At 64.8% G+C, this 18,677-nt stretch carries 17 protein-coding genes and 1 tRNA gene; 5 read left to right on the top strand and 13 right to left on the bottom strand.

Features of this window, described 5'->3' with window-relative positions; genetic code table 11:
- Positions 1 to 112: 112 nt before the first annotated feature.
- The 3 genes from rpoB to rplJ all read right to left on the bottom strand — a co-directional run bounded on the left by rpoB (position 113) and on the right by rplJ (position 5,624).
- Positions 113 to 4,231 carry a DNA-directed RNA polymerase subunit beta gene (gene rpoB / locus QA639_RS26250; RefSeq protein WP_028335454.1) on the bottom strand — a complete coding sequence of 1,373 codons (4,119 nt, stop codon included), beginning with the start codon at positions 4,229 to 4,231 and terminating at the stop codon, positions 113 to 115.
- 441 nt (positions 4,232 to 4,672) lie between these two features.
- A complete protein-coding gene (rplL, locus tag QA639_RS26255) occupies positions 4,673 to 5,053 on the bottom strand; it encodes a 50S ribosomal protein L7/L12 (RefSeq protein ID WP_028335453.1) in 381 nt (126 codons plus the stop codon).
- A 52-nt stretch (positions 5,054 to 5,105) separates the two neighbouring features.
- Positions 5,106 to 5,624, bottom strand: coding sequence for a 50S ribosomal protein L10 (gene rplJ / locus QA639_RS26260; protein WP_028335452.1), 519 nt, complete (start codon positions 5,622 to 5,624; stop codon positions 5,106 to 5,108).
- A gap of 585 nt (positions 5,625 to 6,209) precedes the next feature.
- Here rplJ and QA639_RS26265 point away from each other — a divergent pair.
- Genes QA639_RS26265 through sigJ form a run of 3 tightly spaced genes read left to right on the top strand, consistent with a single transcriptional unit; the run spans position 6,210 to position 8,020 of the window.
- Positions 6,210 to 6,620 carry a hypothetical protein gene (locus QA639_RS26265; RefSeq protein ID WP_038377664.1) on the top strand — a complete coding sequence of 137 codons (411 nt, stop codon included), beginning with the start codon at positions 6,210 to 6,212 and terminating at the stop codon, positions 6,618 to 6,620.
- Entirely contained in the window at positions 6,613 to 7,158 is a 546-nt protein-coding gene (locus tag QA639_RS26270) for a hypothetical protein (RefSeq protein ID WP_028335451.1), read from the top strand. The genes QA639_RS26265 and QA639_RS26270 overlap by 8 nt, the downstream gene beginning before the upstream one ends.
- A complete protein-coding gene (gene sigJ, locus QA639_RS26275; protein ID WP_157348022.1) occupies positions 7,136 to 8,020 on the top strand; it encodes an RNA polymerase sigma factor SigJ in 885 nt (294 codons plus the stop codon). Before QA639_RS26270 ends, sigJ begins: the two co-directional genes overlap by 23 nt.
- Before the next feature lie 8 nt (positions 8,021 to 8,028).
- On the opposite strand, the gene QA639_RS26280 is transcribed toward sigJ, so the two are convergent.
- From QA639_RS26280 to QA639_RS26310, 7 genes are all read right to left on the bottom strand, one after another.
- The gene (locus QA639_RS26280; RefSeq protein WP_157348021.1) at positions 8,029 to 8,985 is read right to left on the bottom strand and encodes a 2-hydroxyacid dehydrogenase; all 957 of its coding nucleotides are present in this window, start codon (positions 8,983 to 8,985) and stop codon (positions 8,029 to 8,031) included.
- 155 nt (positions 8,986 to 9,140) lie between these two features.
- Entirely contained in the window at positions 9,141 to 9,833 is a 693-nt protein-coding gene (gene rplA / locus QA639_RS26285) for a 50S ribosomal protein L1 (RefSeq protein ID WP_018272150.1), read from the bottom strand.
- A 6-nt stretch (positions 9,834 to 9,839) separates the two neighbouring features.
- On the bottom strand, positions 9,840 to 10,268 hold the full coding sequence (gene rplK / locus QA639_RS26290) for a 50S ribosomal protein L11 (protein WP_011088164.1): 429 nt from the start codon (positions 10,266 to 10,268) through the stop codon (positions 9,840 to 9,842).
- Between the two features lie 130 nt (positions 10,269 to 10,398).
- Complete coding sequence (nusG, locus tag QA639_RS26295) at positions 10,399 to 10,932, bottom strand: transcription termination/antitermination protein NusG (protein WP_021081670.1); 534 nt, start codon at positions 10,930 to 10,932, stop codon at positions 10,399 to 10,401.
- Between the two features lie 20 nt (positions 10,933 to 10,952).
- Positions 10,953 to 11,144 carry a preprotein translocase subunit SecE gene (gene secE / locus QA639_RS26300; protein ID WP_028335448.1) on the bottom strand — a complete coding sequence of 64 codons (192 nt, stop codon included), beginning with the start codon at positions 11,142 to 11,144 and terminating at the stop codon, positions 10,953 to 10,955.
- A 337-nt stretch (positions 11,145 to 11,481) separates the two neighbouring features.
- A complete protein-coding gene (locus QA639_RS26305) occupies positions 11,482 to 12,744 on the bottom strand; it encodes an ATP-binding protein (RefSeq protein ID WP_198400303.1) in 1,263 nt (420 codons plus the stop codon).
- A gap of 71 nt (positions 12,745 to 12,815) precedes the next feature.
- Entirely contained in the window at positions 12,816 to 13,562 is a 747-nt protein-coding gene (locus QA639_RS26310; protein WP_283087647.1) for a response regulator, read from the bottom strand.
- A 204-nt stretch (positions 13,563 to 13,766) separates the two neighbouring features.
- Here QA639_RS26310 and QA639_RS26315 point away from each other — a divergent pair, with 204 nt between their 5' ends.
- Complete coding sequence (locus tag QA639_RS26315; RefSeq protein WP_157348019.1) at positions 13,767 to 14,675, top strand: DUF3313 domain-containing protein; 909 nt, start codon at positions 13,767 to 13,769, stop codon at positions 14,673 to 14,675.
- A gap of 8 nt (positions 14,676 to 14,683) precedes the next feature.
- Here the strand turns inward: QA639_RS26315 and QA639_RS26320 are convergent, their stop codons facing one another.
- Positions 14,684 to 16,297: an acyl-CoA synthetase gene (locus tag QA639_RS26320; protein ID WP_157348018.1), complete on the bottom strand. Its 1,614-nt coding sequence runs from the start codon at positions 16,295 to 16,297 to the stop codon at positions 14,684 to 14,686.
- A 77-nt stretch (positions 16,298 to 16,374) separates the two neighbouring features.
- Complete coding sequence (locus tag QA639_RS26325; RefSeq protein ID WP_050384829.1) at positions 16,375 to 17,139, bottom strand: FadR/GntR family transcriptional regulator; 765 nt, start codon at positions 17,137 to 17,139, stop codon at positions 16,375 to 16,377.
- Positions 17,140 to 17,324: 185 nt separating this feature from the next.
- Here QA639_RS26325 and QA639_RS26330 point away from each other — a divergent pair, with 185 nt between their 5' ends.
- Entirely contained in the window at positions 17,325 to 18,530 is a 1,206-nt protein-coding gene (locus tag QA639_RS26330; protein WP_283087648.1) for an ABC transporter substrate-binding protein, read from the top strand.
- Between the two features lie 64 nt (positions 18,531 to 18,594).
- Here the strand turns inward: QA639_RS26330 and QA639_RS26335 are convergent.
- A tRNA-Trp gene (locus tag QA639_RS26335) sits at positions 18,595 to 18,670 on the bottom strand.
- Between the last annotated feature and the right edge of the window lie 7 nt (positions 18,671 to 18,677).

The following is an 18,677-nucleotide window of genomic DNA, read 5'->3' on the forward strand; positions in this document are numbered from 1 at the left end:
GCCGATCGTCACCGGCAGCAAATTCGAAACTTCTATTCAGCCCGCGCCCCCACCCAACGTCCGAGCGGAGTGCGGAGGCCCGGCGCGTCTCGCGCCGGGCATGATCACAGCGTTACTCGGCCGCTTCCGACGTCGGCGCCGGTCCCACCTTGGAATTGTGCAGGTCGACGTTGAGGCCGAGCGAGCGCATTTCCTTGACCAGCACGTTGAACGATTCCGGAATACCGGCCTCGAAGGTGTCGTCGCCGCGCACGATCGCCTCGTACACCTTGGTACGGCCAGCGACGTCGTCCGACTTCACGGTCAGCATCTCCTGCAGCGTGTAGGCGGCGCCGTAAGCTTCCAGCGCCCAGACCTCCATTTCGCCGAAGCGCTGGCCGCCGAACTGCGCCTTGCCGCCCAGCGGCTGCTGGGTGACGAGCGAGTACGGACCGATCGAACGCGCGTGGATCTTGTCGTCCACGAGGTGGTGCAGCTTGAGCATGTAGATGTAGCCCATCGTCACCTTGCGATCGAACGCATCGCCGGTGCGGCCGTCATAGACGGTCGACTGGCCGGAGGCGTCGAAGCCCGCGAGCTTCAGCATCTCCTCGATGTCGGCCTCCTTGGCGCCGTCGAACACCGGCGTTGCGATCGGCACGCCGTGGCTCAGATTGCGGCCGAGCTCGACCAGCTCGTTCTCGTTCAGCGACTTGATGGTTTCATCCTCGCCATAGATCTTCTTCAGGGTCTCGCGCAGCGGCTTGAGATCCTGCTTCTGATAGTAGGCGTCGATGGTCTGGCCGATGCGCTTGCCGAGGCCGGCGCAGGCCCAACCGAGATGGGTCTCAAGGATCTGACCGACGTTCATGCGCGACGGCACGCCGAGCGGATTGAGCACGATGTCGGCATGCGTTCCGTCCTCGAGGAACGGCATGTCCTCGATCGGCACGATCTTCGACACCACACCCTTGTTGCCGTGACGGCCGGCCATCTTGTCGCCGGGCTGGATCTTGCGCTTCACCGCGACGAAGACCTTGACCATCTTCATCACGCCGGGCGGCAGCTCGTCGCCACGCTGCAGCTTCTCGACCTTGTCGAGGAAGCGCTGCTCGAGGCCCTTCTTCGACTCGTCGTACTGCTTCCGCATGGCCTCGATCTCGGCCATCAGCTTGTCGTTCGGCGAGGCGAACAGCCACCACTGCGACTTCGGATACTCGTCGAGCACCGCGCGGGTGATCTTGGTATCCTTCTTGAAGCCCTTCGGGCCGGCGATGCCCTGGCGGTTCTCCAGCAGCTCGGCGAGGCGGTTGTAGACGTTGCGGTCCAGGATCGCCTGCTCGTCGTCGCGGTCCTTGGCGAGACGCTCGATCTCCTCGCGCTCGATCGCCAGCGCACGCTCGTCCTTGTCGACGCCGTGGCGGTTGAACACGCGGACTTCCACGATGGTGCCCTGCACGCCCGGAGGCACGCGCAGCGAGGTGTCGCGGACGTCGGAGGCCTTCTCGCCGAAGATGGCGCGAAGCAGCTTCTCTTCCGGCGTCATCGGGCTCTCGCCCTTCGGCGTGATCTTGCCGACCAGGATGTCGCCGGCGCGGACTTCCGCACCGATGTAGACGATACCGGCTTCGTCGAGGTTCTTCAGCGCTTCTTCCGAGACGTTCGGAATGTCGCGGGTGATTTCCTCAGGACCGAGCTTGGTGTCGCGGGCCATCACCTCGAACTCCTCGATGTGAATCGAGGTGAAGACGTCGTCCTTCACGATCCGCTCGGAGAGCAGGATCGAGTCTTCGAAGTTGTAGCCGTTCCACGGCATGAACGCGACCAGCACGTTGCGGCCGAGCGCGAGCTCGCCGAGATCGGTCGACGGACCGTCGGCGATGATGTCGCCCTTCTTGACGATGTCGCCGACCTTCACCAGCGGACGCTGGTTGATGCAGGTCGACTGGTTGGAGCGCTGGTACTTCATCAGCCGGTAGATATCGACGCCCGACTTGGTCGGATCGAGATCCTCGGTGGCGCGGATCACGACGCGGGTGGCGTCGATCTGGTCGATCACGCCCGAGCGGCGCGCGGCAATCGCCGCGCCCGAGTCACGGGCGACCACGCCTTCCATGCCGGTGCCGACGAACGGCGCCTCGGCGCGAACCAGCGGCACCGCCTGGCGCTGCATGTTCGAGCCCATCAGCGCGCGGTTGGCGTCGTCGTTCTCGAGGAACGGGATCAGCGCCGCGGCGACCGAAACCAGCTGCTTCGGCGACACGTCCATGTAGTCGACCTTGTCCGGCGTCACCGGCAGCACTTCGCCGGCGTGACGGCAGACTACGAGGTCGTCGGTGAAGCGGCCCTTGGCATCGAGCGGCACGTTGGCCTGCGCGACGCGGTAGCGGCCCTCTTCCATCGCCGACAGATAGATCACCTCGTCGGTGACCCGGCCGTCCTTGATCTTGCGATAGGGCGTCTCGACGAAGCCGTACTTGTTGACGCGCGCGAACGTCGCCAGCGAGTTGATCAGGCCGATGTTCGGACCTTCCGGCGTCTCGATCGGGCAGATGCGGCCGTAATGCGTCGGATGCACGTCGCGGACTTCGAAGCCGGCGCGCTCGCGGGTCAGACCGCCCGGGCCAAGCGCCGACAGACGCCGCTTGTGGGTGATCTCCGACAGCGGGTTGGTCTGGTCCATGAACTGCGACAGCTGCGAGGAGCCGAAGAACTCGCGCACCGCGGCGGCCGCGGGCTTGGCGTTGATCAGGTCCTGCGGCATCACGGTGTCGATATCGACGCTCGACATGCGCTCCTTGATCGCGCGCTCCATGCGGAGCAGGCCGATCCGGTACTGGTTTTCCATGAGCTCGCCGACCGAGCGCACCCGGCGGTTGCCGAGGTGGTCGATGTCGTCGATCTCGCCCTTGCCGTCGCGCAGGTCGACCAGCGTCTTGATGACGGCCAGGATGTCTTCCTTGCGCAGCGTGCGATGGGTATCAGGCGCATCGAGCTCGAGGCGCATGTTCATCTTGACGCGGCCGACCGCGGAGAGGTCGTAGCGCTCGGCGTCGAAGAACAGCGACTGGAACATCGCCTGCGCCGAATCCAGCGTCGGCGGCTCGCCCGGACGCATCACGCGGTAGATGTCGAACAGAGCGTCCTCACGCGTCATGTTCTTGTCGGCAGACAGCGTGTTGCGGATATAGGCGCCGACATTGACGTGGTCGATGTCGAGCAGCGGCAGGTCCTTGTAGCCCTGCTCGTTCAGCACCTTGAGCGACTTCTCGGTGATCTCCTCGCCGGCTTCGGCGTAGATCTCGCCGGTCTTCGGGTTGACGAGATCCTCGGCGAGATAGTTGCCGACGAGCTCCTCGTCCGACATGCGCAGCGCCTTCAGGCCCTTCTCCTGAAGCTGGCGCGCCTGGCGCACGGTCAGCTTCTTGCCGGCCTCGAGCACCACCTTGCCGGTGTCGGCGTCGATCAGGTCGTTGACGGTCGAATAGCCGCGGAAGCGGTTGGCATCGAACGGCACGCGCCATCCGTCCTTGGTCCGCTTGTAGGTGATCTTCTTGTAGAAGGTCGACAGGATCTGCTCGCCGTCGAGACCTAGCGCGTACATCAGCGAGGTCACGGGCAGCTTGCGGCGGCGGTCGATGCGCGCGAACACGATGTCCTTGGCGTCGAACTCGATGTCGAGCCAGGAACCGCGATACGGAATCACGCGCGCGGCAAACAGCAGCTTGCCGGACGAATGGGTCTTGCCCTTGTCGTGGTCGAAGAACACGCCCGGCGAACGGTGCATCTGCGAGACGATGACGCGCTCGGTGCCGTTGACGACGAAGGTGCCGTTCATCGTCATGAGCGGGATATCGCCCATGTAGACGTCCTGCTCCTTGATGTCCTTCACCGACTTGGCGCCGGTTTCCTCGTCGATATCGAACACGATGAGACGCAGCGTCACCTTGAGCGGCGCAGCGAAGGTCATGCCGCGCTGGCGGCACTCGTCGACGTCATATTTCGGCTGTTCGAACTCGTAGCGGACGAATTCGAGCATCGAGGTGCCGGAGAAATCCGAGATCGGAAACACCGAGCGGAACACCGCCTGCAGGCCCTCGTCGAGCCGACCGCCGGTCGGCTCGTCGACCATCAGGAACTGGTCATAGGACGCCTTCTGAACCTCGATGAGGTTCGGCATCTCGGCGACTTCCTTGATGTGACCGAAAAACTTGCGTACGCGTTTGCGACCGGTGAATGTCTGCTGCGCCATCGTGGCCTCTCATTTTCGTCGCCTTTGTGGGGCGAACCTTCCGGGAGCGACTGCCATCGGCCCCGGGTTGAATTTCGAATCGTCTCGAAGGAACGAAGCGTAAAGTCAGGAATTAAATCCCCGTCCCGGCCCCGACCACCTCCAAAACGCAAAACAACGCGCGGGGCGCATCACTGCACCCGCTCGTCCAAACGCTCCGCTTTACGGACTGAAAAAGCCCGAAATCTGACTGTCTCCCAACGGCTTCCGCCGAGGACCCTGCCGTCCCCGCCGCCTACCGTGTTTTTCCGCTGCCAACCCGATATGGGATGGCAATAAAGGAGATTCGAGGGTTAAGTCCACGGATCCCCACACTTTTTTGTGTCCGGCACGCCACGCGACAACCTGTCGCACGCCGTTTGCATGGCCCGGGAGCGCCCTGCGGCGCTCCCGGATCGCGCATTACTTGAGCTCGACCTTGGCGCCAGCCTTCTCGAGCTGGGCCTTGATCTTGTCGGCTTCTTCCTTGTTGACGCCTTCCTTGACGGGCTTCGGAGCGCCTTCGACGAGGTCCTTGGCTTCCTTCAGGCCCAGGCCGGTGATGGCGCGGACTTCCTTGATGACTTCGATCTTCTTGTCGCCGGCCCCAGCCAGCACGACGGTGAAGTCGGTCTTCTCTTCAGCCGGAGCAGCGGCACCGCCACCACCAGCAGCCGGGCCGGCAACCGCAACGGCGGCAGCGGCGGACACGCCCCATTTTTCTTCGAGGAGCTTGGCGAGTTCGGCCGCTTCGAGCACGGTGAGGCTCGAGAGGTCGTCGACGATTTTCTGCAAGTCAGCCATTGTTCAGTTCCTTAAACGTTTGGTTCGAACCAGGTTTGAGATTAGCGAAGGGTCAGGCCGCTTCGCCCTTTGAGGCATGAGCCTGAATGACGCGTGCGAGCTTGGCCGCGGGCGCGTTGGAGAGCTGAGCAAGCTTGGTCGCCGGCGCCACGAGGAGGCCAACGATCTTGCCGCGCAGTTCGTCGAGCGACGGCAGTGAGGCAAGCGCCTTCACGCTGTCGACATTCAGGACGGTTTTACCCATCGAGCCGCCGAGGATGACGAACTTCTCGTTCGCCTTGGCGAATTCGATGGCAACCTTTGGCGCCGCAACCGGATCGTTCGAAGTGGCGATCACGGTCGGTCCCTTCAGCAGGGAGCCGATGGCAGCGACGTCAGTGCCTTCAAGAGCAATTTTGGCGAGACGGTTCTTCGAGACCTTCACCGACGCGCCCGCCTGCTTCATCTGCATGCGCAGCTTCTGCATCTGGGCCACGGTGAGGCCGGAATAGTGAGCAACGATCGCAACCGACGTGGTCTTGAAGACCTCGTTAAGTTGTTCGACCGACTCTTTTTTTGCCGCTCGTTCCACAGCAAGCTCTTTCCGGTTGGCGGCCTTTCCGCGAAGGCAGGACCGCCGGGTTGCACCCATCGTCCCGCCCTAAACCTGATCCTTGGGGCGCAAGACCCTTCGGACATGCCGGGCAAGACGACATCTAGAAGCCTGCCCTCCCAGAGCCTTGCGGCCATGGGCTGTCGAGGTTCGAACCAAACCAGCCTCCCGGCCGCGAACTGATCGCGACGTGGAGTGCAAAATCCGGTCTTCACCCGTCTATGCAGGCCATGCGATTAAGCCGTTGAAAACACCAGGTTCTCGCGGGCGCCTGCAGTCTTGGACAGGATCGAGGCACTTCAGCACGCTGAAGGCCCCTGCTCTCATTCCTCTGAAGGCGACGGGTCTCCTTCCTTTCGAGCATCCTTGCGGGCATGCGGAAAGGAATGATCTCCTATCATCTCAGGTTTTCGGATTGCGAGCACGGACATGCCAGCAAGTGCCAGCACGCCCGGAAGGGGCTATGTAGCCGGTCCTGCCCTGCTTGCCAAGAGCAAATTTCAGACCAGTTCGGCGACCTGCTGGCCCAGCGAAAAATTTCTTCCCGGACGGCGTCACGCTCCAATGCCGTCGCTCGTCTGGGCGCTGGAGGCTCGCATGAAACGATGGATTGCAGGAATTCTCGCCCTCTTCAACCTCGCCAATGGGCTGGTGATGCTGTCGGCCGGTTCCCTCTGGTGGTCGCTGGTGCCCGGCGCCGCCGATACCGGTCCGTTCAACCCTCATTTGGTCCAGGACGTCGGCATTGCCTTCATCGTGGCCGGGCTCGGCTTGGCGGCGCGAGCCTTGTGGCCGGCCTGGTGGCCGGCAGCGGTCGCGGGCGCCGCGTTCCTGGCCGGCCACGGCCTGCTGCATCTCGTGATGATCGCCGGCGGCCACGACCGCCATGCCGCATCCGATCTGGTGGCGGTCGTCCTGCCCGCGGCGCTCGCCCTCTATTCCGCCCTGCCAAATCAAGGAGAACGACATGCGTAGCTTCATCGCGCGCCGCATGCTGCGCGCCTATTCCAGGCGCTACGGCTACGACACCACCTATCTCGAGATCATGCTGAAGGAATCGCCCGCCGCGTTCTTCAAATTCGCCGGCGCGATGAAGGCCGCCGCCTACCGCGCGGTCGCGCCGGTTGAGGCCTTCTACGCCGCCAAGCTCACCGGCGCGCTGGCGGAAGATTGCGGTCCCTGCGCGCAACTGGTCGTCGACATGGCGATCGAGGCAGGAGTGGCGGAGCGGCAGGTCACCGCCGTGCTCCGGCGCGATGTTGCCGCCATGACCGCGGACACCGCGCTCGGCTTCCACTTCGCCGACGCGATCGTGCAACGCTCGGCCGACGATGACGCCTGCCGCGACGCGGTTCGCGCGCGCTGGGGCGAAAAAGGCGTGATCGACCTCGCCATGGCCCTACAAATCGGCCGCATCTTCCCCATGATGAAGCTGGCGCTGGGATATGCCAGGGAGTGTCGCCGCGTGACCGTGGCCGGCCATCAGATCGATGTCATCAAGCAGGCCGCCTGAGCGCGACCCGCTGGCGCCGTATCGGGCGCGGCTGACCGGGCTTGCCTATCGCATGCTCGGCAGCCGCGGCGATGCCGACGATGTGGTCCAGGACGCCTGGCTGCGCTTCGCCGCGGCGGACGACGTCCGCAATCCCGAGGCGTTCCTCGTCACCGTGGTGACCCGGCTTTGCCTCGACCGGCTGAAGAGCGCCCGCGCCCAGCGCGAAGTCTATGTCGGCGCCTGGTTGCCCGAGCCGGTGTTCGACGAGACGCTGTCGGCCGAGGCGGCGACCGAACTCGCCGACGATCTCTCCTTCGCGCTGATGCTGGCGCTCGACGCCCTGACGCCGCTCGAGCGCGCCGCGTTCCTGCTGCACGACGTGTTCGACCGGCCATTCGCGGAAGTTGCCCGCACCCTCGAGCGCAGCGAGGCGGCCTGCCGGCAGCTCGCCGCGCGCGCCCGCCGATCGGTCCGCGACAACCGCCCTGTTCCCGTCGAGCCACCCGAAGGCCACGCACGGCTGCTGACGGCATTCTGCAAGGCCGCGGCCAGCGGCGACGTCTCCGCCCTCGCCAACCTGCTGCGCGCGGATGCCATCGCGATCACCGACGGCGGCGGCCGCAAGCTGGCGGCGCTGAAGCCGATCAAGGGGGCAGAGAAGATCGTCCGCTTCATCATCGGTATCGCCGGCAAGAACGCCGGCAGCGAGGTTCGCGTCGAACCGATGCTGGTCAATGGCAGCGCGGGCGCGCTGATCTTCCTCGATGGCGAAGTCGACCACACGCTGAGCATGGCGATCGACGGCGAGACTGGCCGGATTGCGGCGATCTACATCGTCCGCAACCCGGACAAGCTGTGCCACGCGCCGCGCCGGAGCTGAAGCTCCGGTCAGGACGCCGTCGCCACCGGATAGGCGAGCGGCTTGCCGGCAAAGAACGCGTCGAGATTGGCCAGCACGCAATCCTGCATGGCGACGTGCGATTCCAGCGTGTGGCCGCCGAGATGCGGCGACAGCACCACGTTCGGCAACGCGGTCAGCGCATCGGGCGCATGTGGCTCCCTCGCGAAGACGTCGAGGCCGGCTCCGGCGATCACGCCGTCGGTCAACGCTGCGACCAGCGCCTTCTCGTCGATGACCGAGCCGCGCGCGATGTTGACGACGAACCCGTCGCTGCCGAGCCGGCGCAGGATGTCGGCATTGACCGCATGCTCGGTCTCGGCGCCGGCGCGGACGGCCACCAGCAGCACGCTGCACCAATCGGCGAGCGCCTCCAGCGTCGGAAAGTATTGATAGGGCACCTCGTGCTTCGAGCGGCTGAAATAGCCGACCTCGGTCTCGAAGGCGGCGACGCGGGCGGCGATCTTGCGGCCGATCTCGCCCATGCCGTAGACGCCGACCTTGCGGCCGCGCATGCCGGCCTGCGGCCGCATCATCGGCGAGGGCTTTGCACCGGCCCAGTCGCCGCCCCGCACGTAATCGTCAGCCACCAGCAGCCGCCGCACCGACGCCAGCATCAAGGTGACCGCGGTGTCGGCGACGGAGGCCGCATTGGCCCCCGGGCTGTGGCCGACCGCGATGCCGCGTCTGGCGGCAGCGGCGAGATCGACGCCGTCATAGCCGGTGCCGTAGCAGACGATCGCGCCGAGCTTCGGCAGCATGTCCATGGCCTCCGTGCCGAGCGCCGTGCCGCCCGCGGTGATCATGGCGCTGATATCGGCGAGCTTGGCCGCCGGGAACGCTTCGTCCAATCGCTTGCCCGCCGCGTTCAGCAGCTCATAGCGCTCGCCGAAGCGGATCAGCTGGGCCTTGGGAAAGCGTGAATAAACCAGGACCTTATCGGGCATTGTTGTTCTTTCTTGCGAGAGGCTTCAGATCTTGTCTTGGCGCGTTTTCTTCACGCGAACCGGTAGCCACTTCGCTTGAAAACGCTTTGGCAAAAACAAAGGGCGGAACCGGTTGCCCGGTCCCGCCCCTCTTTATCTCGTCACGGCCAAGGATCTCAGCCGAGGATCGTGCCCGGCTCGACCTTCACGCCCGGGCCCATGGTGGAGGAAACCGCCACGCGCTGGATGTAGGTGCCCTTGGAGCCCGCCGGCTTCGCCTTGGAGACGGCGTCTGCAAGCGCCTTGACGTTCTCGACCAGCTTGTCCTCGGAGAACGAGGCCTTGCCGATGCCGGCCTGCACGATGCCGGCCTTCTCGACGCGGAACTCGACCGAGCCGCCCTTGGCACCCTTCACGGCGTTGGTGACGTCCATGGTCACGGTGCCGATCTTCGGGTTCGGCATCATGCCGCGCGGACCGAGCACCTTACCGAGGCGGCCGACCAGGGGCATCATGTCGGGCGTGGCGATACAACGATCGAAATCGATCGCGCCGCCCTGCACCTTCTCGACCAGGTCTTCGGCACCGACGACGTCGGCACCGGCGGCCTTGGCTTCCTCAGCCTTGGCGCCGCGCGCGAACACGCCGACGCGAAGCGTACGGCCGGTTCCGTTCGGCAGGTTGACGACGCCGCGGACCATCTGGTCGGCATGGCGCGGGTCGACGCCGAGATTGATCGCGATCTCGATCGTCTCGTCGAACTTCGACTTGGCGCGCTCCTTGACCATCTTGATGGCATCCGCGAGCGGATAGAGCTTCTCGCGATCGACGCCCTCGCGGGCCTTCTTCAAACGCTTTCCGATTGACATGGCCCGTTACCCCGCAACTTCCAGACCCATCGAACGGGCAGAGCCCTCGACCATCTTCATGGCCGATTCGATGGTGTCGCAATTCAAGTCCTTCATCTTCTTCTCGGCGATCTCGCGCACCTGCGCCTTGGTCACCTTGCCGGCCTTGTCACGGCCCGGCGCCTTCGATCCGGACTGGATCTTGGCGGCCTGCTTGAGGAAGTAGGACATCGGAGGGGTCTTCATCTCGAAGGTGAAGGACCGGTCCGCATAGATGGTGATGATCACCGGGATCGGGGTGTTCTTCTCTTCCTTCTGGGTCTGCGCGTTGAACGCCTTGCAGAACTCCATGATGTTCAGACCGCGCTGACCAAGCGCGGGACCGATCGGGGGCGAAGGATTCGCCGCACCGGCCGGGACCTGAAGCTTCAGGTATCCGGTCACCTTCTTTGCCATTTATCACTCCTGTTGTGCCGGACGGGCCGGCGGTTTCAGGTTCCGTGGTTCGGTTGAAGGGGCTGGCGACCGCCTCCTCCCTCCCACGGCCTCTCTACTTGACGCGAGGCATATACCCCGCGCCGTCCGGTCAGACCACCTTTTCGACCTGACCGAATTCCAGTTCCACGGGCGTCGCGCGGCCGAAGATCGACACCGCGACCTTCACGCGCGAGCGCGCCTCGTCGATTTCTTCCACCACGCCGGAGAACGAAGCGAACGGGCCGTCGGCCACGCGCACGTTCTCGCCGATTTCGAACGACACCGACGCCTTCGGGCGCTCCACGCCCTCCTGCACCTGGTGCAGGATCCGCATCGCCTCGGCCTCCGAGATCGGCATCGGCTTGTTTTCCGCGCCGAGGAAGCCGGTCACCTTCGGGGTGTTCTTGATCAGATGGAACGCCTCGTCGGTCAGCTTCATCTTCACCAGCACATAGCCCGGGAAGAACTTGCGCTCGGCATCGATCTTGCGGCCGCGCCGCACCTCGGTGACCTTTTCGGTCGGCACGAGAATCTGCTCGAACAGCTCTTCCAGTCCGCGCTGCTTGGCCTGCTCGCGGATGGATTCCTGAACCTTCTTCTCGAAGTTCGAATAGGCGTGAACGATGTACCAGCGCTTGTCCATCAATTGAGTTCCCATGCTCATCAGTGGATGCCCAGTATCAGGGTAATCAGATAACGAATGATCTGATCTGCGGCGAAGAAGAAGACCGAGGCCAGCGCCACCATCACGAACACCATGATGGTGGTGATGGTCGTCTCGCGGCGCGTCGGCCAGGTGACCTTGGCGGTCTCCGAGCGCACTTCCTGCAGGAATTTGAACGGGCTGAAAGCCATCGTGAGATCCGCGTCCGTCTCCGGACGATTGCAACGTTTCAAGGAATCCGAACAGCCGACCTTGCGGACCCAGCCCTCGTTTGGAAGGTTGAGCCGATAAACGAGCTCGAATGTTCGGGGAATTAGGCCGCGCCGGATATCCGCCATCAAAGCGGGCCGGCTGCGAGTGCCGGGTATCTACTGCGAGACCGGCCAAACGTCAAGGTCGACGGGGTCCGACCCGGCGCCCGCCCGGTTCGGGCAGATCGGGCATTGGTCTCTCCAAATCAAGGGCTTAGCCGGCGCCCTGCAATCCCCTGGCGTCCTGGCGCGATCAGCGTCGTCCGTCTCGCCTCCTCTAGGCCAGGCCGGGTTTTGGCGGCAGCAGCATCGATACGAGCAGTCCACTCGGCTCCCGCAGCCTCAACGCGATGCTGCCGCCATGGCGCTTGGCGATATCCTGCGCGATCGATAGCCCCAGCCCGAAGCCCCCCTCCTGCCGGGCGCTGTCGGCCTTGAAGAAGGGCTCGAATACCTTGTCGTGCAGCGCCGGCGGAATGCCCGGACCGTCGTCGGCCACCTCGATCTCGATGTGGCCGGCCTCCATGGGGCGAAGCGTCACCGCGACCTTGCTGCCGTGCTTGACCGCATTCTCCACGATATTGGTGACGGCGCGCGACAGCGCGCGGGGCCGGCAGGCATAAGGCAGACGCGCCGGCCCGACATAGGATACCGCGTGGCCCATGTCGGCGAAGTCCGAACAGATGGTCTGCAGGAAGCTCGGCAGGTCGATGAATGACGCCGCCTCCGAGCGAGCATCCTCGCGCAGATACTCCAGGGTCTCGTTGATCATGCGCGTCATCTTGGCGATATCGCCCAGCATCGCAGGGCGCAGGGTGTCGTCGCCGACGCGCTCGGTACGCAGCCTGAGCCGGGTCAGCGGCGTCCGCAGGTCATGACTGATGGCGGCGAGCATGCGGGTGCGGTCGTCGAGCAGCGCTGCGATACGCGTGCGCATGTCGTTCAGCGCGTCGGCGACCTGGGCGATTTCGAGCGGACCGCGCCGGCGCAACACCTCGGGAGCCCGCGGCGAGCGGCCGAACGAGGTCGCGGCACGCGCGACATCGGCCAGCGGCGCAATCACCCAACGCACCGCATAGACCGACAGCAGCAGCATCGAGATCAGCACGATGATCCCGCCTCCTGCCACCGGGCGGAGCAAAAAGGACCAGAAGCCGCCGTTGACCGCAACGTCGGCCATCAACGCGTGGCCGTCGTCGAGCTTCACGAGCACCTGTGACGACGAGCCCGCCGGATGGCGCAGTTCTTCCAGCAACTCAATTCCGGACTCGGCCGCCAGCTGCCGAAACGCTCTTATGGAAAACGGCCGCGTCTCACCGACCGTCCGAGGCACGAGTTCGCTCAACGCGACGCGCCTGGCGTCGAGACCGCCGCGCCTGGCTGCCGCCAGCAGTTCTTCGGCGTCGACGGGCGTCTTCGTGAAACGCAGAAGCTGCGTGAGCTCCGCGACCCGCCCGGCAAGAAACTTCTGCGTGTCGTTGACCGAGGGAGAATCGAACAGAAAGATGACGGTCACAGCTGCGAGCATGATGCCGATCAATTCCGAGAGCGCGACGAGGCTCATGAGCTGCGCGGCGATGCTGCGCGGCGTCAGCCGCTGCGCCCATCCCATCAGAGCGGCTCGACCGCGGGCGTGAACACGTAGCCGCCGAGCCGCACCGTCTTGATCATCGAGCGGTCCTTCGGATCCGGTTCGATCTTCTGCCTGATGCGGCTGATATGAACGTCGACGCTGCGCTCGACCGATGCGATCAGGCCGCCGAAGGCCTGCTCGATCAATTGCTCACGTGACAGCACCTGCCCAGGATTGCGGCAGAACGCCAGCAGCAGATCGAACTCGGCACCGGTCAGCGTGATCCGAACGCCCGCGGGGTCATGCAGCTCGCGGGTGGTGGGGTTGATGCGCCATCCGGCAAAGGTCAGCGGACGCGGCCGTGACCGCGACGAGGCGCCGCTCTCGACGCGGCGCAGCAATGCCCGGATGCGGGCGACCAGTTCGCGAGAATTGAACGGCTTGGTGACGTAGTCATCGGCACCGAGCTCGAGGCCGAGGATGCGGTCGATGTCCTCGCCGCGCGCGGTGACCATGATGATCGGAATCGAAGACGACATGCGCAGGCGCCGGCAGATGCTCAGCCCATCCTCGCCCGGCAGCATCACGTCGAGTACGACGAGATCAAAGCTCTCGCGCTTGAGCAGCGCGTCCATCTCCACGGCCGAGCCGACCAGCACCGGTCGGAAGCCGTTGTCCTCAAGCGCCTCGGCCAGCATGCGCGCGATATCGGCATCGTCCTCGACGCAGAGGATGCGTGCGTTGGTGACGGGGAAAGCCACGAGGTCGTATTCCAGGATTTGCATCACGGCATTTTAGAGGCCTCGGCCCCGGATGCGCAGCGCGCAAATATAGCGTTTTGTTAAGCCTGCACGGCCAAATGTGGCTCAAATAGGTCGCGCGGTTTCGCGAGCTACATCTGACTTAATATCTCTTAATCCCGACCCGGGCGGCCCTGCCCTATCGTGACGTCCGATCGTTCGTGGGGTGAGCGGTCGTTCGAGGGGTACATGAGAATCGAATTTCTGCCGGGCGCTGCGACTGATGCGCAGAGCACGGACCGGGCGTCGCGCAATGGTCAGCCCAATCGGCCGTCCCTGCTTGCCACCGCTGCGGTAGTGGTGGCGTTGTTGTCGGGCTGTGCCAGCGCACCGATGACGCGGGGCGGGTCATTGGCATCCTACGACAATCTCACGCCGTCCGACGGAGTGCTGGCGAAATCGCTGGTTCGCGTCAACAAGGACGAGGTCCTCGCTGCGAAGACGGTGCGGATCGTCCCGACGACCTTCTCGCAGGCAGCGTCGCCGACGCTGTCGCAGGAGCAGCGGCACCTGGTGGCCAACGCGATCGATCGTTCGCTGTGCGTCGGCCTGAGCGAGCGGCTTCAGGTCGTTGGTGCCGATCAGCCTGCGGATCTGTCGTTGCATGCGCTTGTCACCCAGGCGGCGCCCACCGACGAGGTCGCGGCGGGCACTTCCAAGGTGGTCAGCTTCCTGCCGAGCGCGCTCGGCGCAGGCGTGCCGGTGCCGGTGCCGCGGTTGCCGGTCGGACTTGGCAGCCTGACCGTCGAAGCCGAGGTGCGCGATCAGGCCAGCCGCCAGCAGGCGGCGATGATCTGGGCCCGCGGGGCGAATTCGTTCACCAACTCGCCCATGGTCTCGAGCGCCGGTGACGCCTACGATCTCGCCCCTTCCTTCAGCGACGATTTCAGCAAGCTCGTCGTCACCGGCAGCACGCCGTTCGGAAAGGCGCCAGAGCTGCCATCGTTCGACAAGATTGGCGCAACGCTCGGCGGCAAACCGAAATACGCGGCCTGCGAGGCGTTCGGCCGCAGTCCCGGCCTGGTCGGAATGGCCGCCGGCAAGCTTGGCTTGCCGCCGGAATGGTCGGACAAGGCGCCGGCGACGGCAGGCCAGTAGACCGCCGCCTAGCCGGCGAAGCTCTTCTGCACCGCCTGGTCCAGCGTGGCGCCGCCGACATAGCGCTGGCGCAGCTCGCGCTTGAGCAGCTTGCCGCTCGGATTCTTCGGCAAGGCATCCACGAAGATGACCTGCTTCGGCACCTTGAAATGAGCCATCGACGCCGCGCAATGCTTGATCACCATATCGGCATCGAGGCTTTCGCCGGCCTTGACCACGACGATCGCGGTCACCGCCTCGATCCAGCGCGGATCGGGCAGCCCGACCACCGCAACCTCCGACACCGAAGGCAGGCGATAGATCATCTCCTCGACCTCGCGGCTCGCGACATTCTCGCCGCCGCTCTTGATCATGTCCTTTACGCGATCGACGACGGTGATGTAGCCGTCGGCATCGACGGTCGCGAGATCGCCGGAATGAAACCAGCCGCCGGCGAACGCGGCCGCGGTCTTGACCGGATCGTTGTAATAGCCGGACAACAGATGCGGCGAGCGATGCACGATCTCGCCGACCTCCCCGACCCCGACGTCGGTCATGTCCGGCCTGACCACCCGCGTCTCGACATTGATCGCGGGCTTGCCGGCCGAGCCCGCCTTCGGCAGCTGGTCCTCCGGCGTCAGCACGGTCGCGAGCGGCGCGATCTCCGTCTGGCCGTAGAAATTCCAGAACTTCACCTCGGGCAGCCGCCGCTGCAACTCGAGCAGCACCTCGACCGGCATGATCGAAGCGCCGTAGTAACCCTTGCGCAGGGTCGACAGGTCGGTGCGGTCGAACGCGCCCGAGCGCAGCATCGCGATCCAGATCGTCGGCGGCGCGAAGAACGAATTGATCTTGTGGGCCGCGATCAGCGCCAGGACATTGTCAGGCACCGGCTTGCCGGTAATGAGACTTGTGGCGCCGAGGTAGATCGCGGGCCCCAGGAAAACGTCGAGCTGCGCGCAGTGATAGAGCGGCAGCGCGTGCAGCACCGTGTCGTCCGTCGCCATGCCGCCGTCGATGATGCAGCTGACATACTGCCACATGACGGCTTCGTGGGTGAGGATCGCGCCCTTCGGCAGCGACTCGGTGCCGCTGGTGTAGATGATCTGCGCGGGATCGCGGCTGTCCACCGACGCCTCCGGCGCCGACGCGTCGCTGTGCAGCAGGCTGTCGAACGTCGTGATACCTTCGGGCGCGGTGGCCGGATCCTCGCCCGGCAGCCAGATCAGGGTCTCGACCGCCGAGCCCTTGGCGGCGGCGGCATGCGCCGTCTCCACGAAGTCGGGGCCGACCGCGAGCAGCTTGGCGCCGGAATTGGCGAGGATGAAATTGATCTCGTCCGAATTGAGCATGAAGTTGATCGGCACCAGGATCGCGCCGATCCGGGCCACCGCAAAGCGCAGCGCGGCGAAGCCGTGCGAGTTGCGCGACAGCACCGCGACGCGATCGCCCTTCGCAACGCCGAGCGCGAGCAAGCCTCGGCCGAGCCGATTGCAGATCGCGTCCATCTCCGCAAAGCTCCAGCTCACCGCGCCGCAGATCAGCGCGGTCTTGCCGGGGTAGCGCTTCGCCGACCGGCGCAACAGATCGCCGATGCTGTGCTCGCGGGCGCGCTGGATGGTTGGTGCGATGTCTCCGCTCATTTGTCCCTCCCGAATGTGCTTGTTGTCGTGGTCTTGTTTTCGTCTTGTCTTGGCCGCTTGTCTTGGCCGCGCCGTCGCTATTGCCGCGCGGCGTAAGCGTGTTCCATGTAGGTGTGCTCGACCGAGCGATCGAGCGAGGCGATCTTCTCGAAGCCACGCCGCCAGTCCTGCAGGTGCCGCCGCGTCCACAGCACGCCGGCCTCCTTGTCGCGCCGCTTGATCGCGTCGAGCAGATGATGGTGCGCCTCGACCAGCCGCGTGCCGCCCTCAGGCACGCCGCCCACGATCATCTCGGTGGTCGGAAAGAACAGTTGTGCGGCGGGCTCGCGCGCCAGCTGCAGCACGCGGTTCTGCGAGGCCTTGGCCATCAGAACATGGAATTCCGCATCGAGCTCGGCAAGCGCAGCGGGATTGCCGACGACAGCTGCGCTGCGCTCGAGATTGCCGGCGAGCTCGGCGATGTTCTCCTCGGTCGCGCGCTCCACCGCGCCCTCGACGCTCGCGACCTCCAGCGTCATCGAGGTCTCGAACAGTTCGCGGAACGTCACCTCGTGCAGGATCAGTGCACGGGACAGTCGCGTCGCGAGCTTGTTGTAGCGCGGCAGGCAAGCCTGCAGCCGGCGGCTGGAATCGCGGCGGATCAGCCCGCCCTCCTCGAGCACGCGAATGCCTTCGCGTACCGTCGAGCGGTTGACGCCGAACTGCGCAACCAGCTGCTGCTCGGTGCCGATCGGCTCGCCCGGCTTGATCCGGCCGTTGATGATCTCGCGTTCGATTGCGTCGGCGACCTTCTGATAGGCCGGCGCGACATCGATGCGCCGGAACAGCGGCGTGGTGGGCATCTTAAGCTCCCCCGGCTCCCGATTGTCGTTTGTCCGACAAAGGATAGGCGAAGGCCCTTGGAGCGTCAAATGAGCAATATCCGGCCTGATTGTCGCACCCGAACGGCCGGAATTGACACCGGAACCGGGCAAATCTAGCTTTGTCGGACAAACTGATAAGAACACCCTTGGGGAGGCACGCCATCATGAAATCCATCGTCACGAATCTGTCCGCCGCCGGCCTGATCGCGGCTGTGCTGGCAGGGCCGGCGCTCGCGCAGCAGGCGCCGCTCAAGATCGGCGTGCTCACGGATTTCCAGTCGGTCTATTCGGACATCGGCGGCGCCGGCAATGTCGAGGCCACCAAGATGGCGATCGAGGAGTTCGGCGGGTCGATGTTTGGCAAGCCGATCGAGCTCGTCACCGCCGACGCCCTCAACAAAGCCGACGTCGCCGCCACCATCACCCGCAAATGGTACGAGGCCGAGAATGTCGACATGATCATCGACATGCCGACTTCGGCGACCGCGCTCGCCGGCATGGAGATGTCGAAGCAGTTCGAGAAGATCATGATCGTGACGGATGCGGCGAGCTCCGACATCACCGGCAAGTCCTGCTCGCCCTACACACTGCACTGGACCTACGACACCTACGCCAATGCCCACACCGTCGGCAGCGCGATCGTGAAGAACGGCGGCGATACCTGGTTCTTCATCACCGCCGACTACCTGTTCGGCCATTCGATCGAGCGCGACACCGGCGACGTGGTCCGCGCCGCCGGCGGCAAGGTGCTCGGCAGCGCGCGGCATCCGCTCAACACGCCGGACTTCTCGTCCTTCCTGCTGCAGGCGCAGGCCTCGAAGGCCAAGATCATCGGCATGGCCAATGGCGGCGCCGACACCATCAACACCATCAAGCAGGCCTCCGAATTCGGCATCGTCGCGGGCGGGCAGAACCTCGCCGGCATCGTGATGTTCATCTCGGATATCCACAGCCTCGGGCTGAAGCTCGCGCAGGGCCTGATCATCACCGAGGCCTACTACTGGGACCTCAACGACCGCACCCGCGCCTTCGGCAAGCGCTTCTTCGAGCGCATGAAGCGGATGCCGACGATGAACCAGGCCGCGACCTACAGCGCCACCCTGCACTACCTCAACGCGGTGAAGGCCGCCGGCACCAAGGAGACCAAGCCGGTGCTGGCCAAGATGCGCGCGACCCCGGTCCGCGACGCCTTCACCGACAACGGCGTGGTGCGCGAGGACGGCCGCATGGTGCACTCGATGTTCCTGTTCGAGGTCAAGAAGCCCGACGAATCGAAGGCGCCGTGGGATTACTACAAGGTACTCGCCGAAGTGCCCGGCGACCAGGCCTTCCGGCCGCTGAAGGACGGCGGCTGCCCGCTCATCAAGTAGGCAAACATGATCATGGCCGGGGTCGGGGACCTCGGCCAACACCTTCAAATGATTGGGTAAAAGCTGGCAGGAGTGGCAGGGCTCGAACCTGCGACCCCCGGTTTTGGAGACCGGTGCTCTACCAATTGAGCTACACTCCTGCAGGGA

The sequence above is a fragment of the Bradyrhizobium pachyrhizi genome, assembly GCF_029714545.1.
Classification (GTDB): Bacteria; Pseudomonadota; Alphaproteobacteria; order Rhizobiales; family Xanthobacteraceae; genus Bradyrhizobium; species Bradyrhizobium pachyrhizi.

What these genes read in the sequence shown, in the direction of transcription:
- rplL (WP_028335453.1), bottom strand. Translation starts at nt 5,053, where the DNA reads ATGGCTGACTTGCAGAAAATCGTCGACGACCTCTCGAGCCTCACCGTG.
- QA639_RS26265 (WP_038377664.1), top strand. Translation starts at nt 6,210, where the DNA reads ATGCCGTCGCTCGTCTGGGCGCTGGAGGCTCGCATGAAACGATGGATT.
- QA639_RS26325 (WP_050384829.1), bottom strand. Translation starts at nt 17,139, where the DNA reads ATGCCCACCACGCCGCTGTTCCGGCGCATCGATGTCGCGCCGGCCTAT.
- QA639_RS26270 (WP_028335451.1), top strand. Translation starts at nt 6,613, where the DNA reads ATGCGTAGCTTCATCGCGCGCCGCATGCTGCGCGCCTATTCCAGGCGC.
- sigJ (WP_157348022.1), top strand. Translation starts at nt 7,136, where the DNA reads ATGTCATCAAGCAGGCCGCCTGAGCGCGACCCGCTGGCGCCGTATCGG.
- rpoB (WP_028335454.1), bottom strand. Translation starts at nt 4,231, where the DNA reads ATGGCGCAGCAGACATTCACCGGTCGCAAACGCGTACGCAAGTTTTTC.
- secE (WP_028335448.1), bottom strand. Translation starts at nt 11,144, where the DNA reads ATGGCTTTCAGCCCGTTCAAATTCCTGCAGGAAGTGCGCTCGGAGACC.
- rplK (WP_011088164.1), bottom strand. Translation starts at nt 10,268, where the DNA reads ATGGCAAAGAAGGTGACCGGATACCTGAAGCTTCAGGTCCCGGCCGGT.
- QA639_RS26310 (WP_283087647.1), bottom strand. Translation starts at nt 13,562, where the DNA reads ATGCAAATCCTGGAATACGACCTCGTGGCTTTCCCCGTCACCAACGCA.
- QA639_RS26315 (WP_157348019.1), top strand. Translation starts at nt 13,767, where the DNA reads ATGAGAATCGAATTTCTGCCGGGCGCTGCGACTGATGCGCAGAGCACG.
- QA639_RS26330 (WP_283087648.1), top strand. Translation starts at nt 17,325, where the DNA reads ATGAAATCCATCGTCACGAATCTGTCCGCCGCCGGCCTGATCGCGGCT.
- QA639_RS26320 (WP_157348018.1), bottom strand. Translation starts at nt 16,297, where the DNA reads ATGAGCGGAGACATCGCACCAACCATCCAGCGCGCCCGCGAGCACAGC.
- nusG (WP_021081670.1), bottom strand. Translation starts at nt 10,932, where the DNA reads ATGGACAAGCGCTGGTACATCGTTCACGCCTATTCGAACTTCGAGAAG.
- QA639_RS26280 (WP_157348021.1), bottom strand. Translation starts at nt 8,985, where the DNA reads ATGCCCGATAAGGTCCTGGTTTATTCACGCTTTCCCAAGGCCCAGCTG.
- rplA (WP_018272150.1), bottom strand. Translation starts at nt 9,833, where the DNA reads ATGTCAATCGGAAAGCGTTTGAAGAAGGCCCGCGAGGGCGTCGATCGC.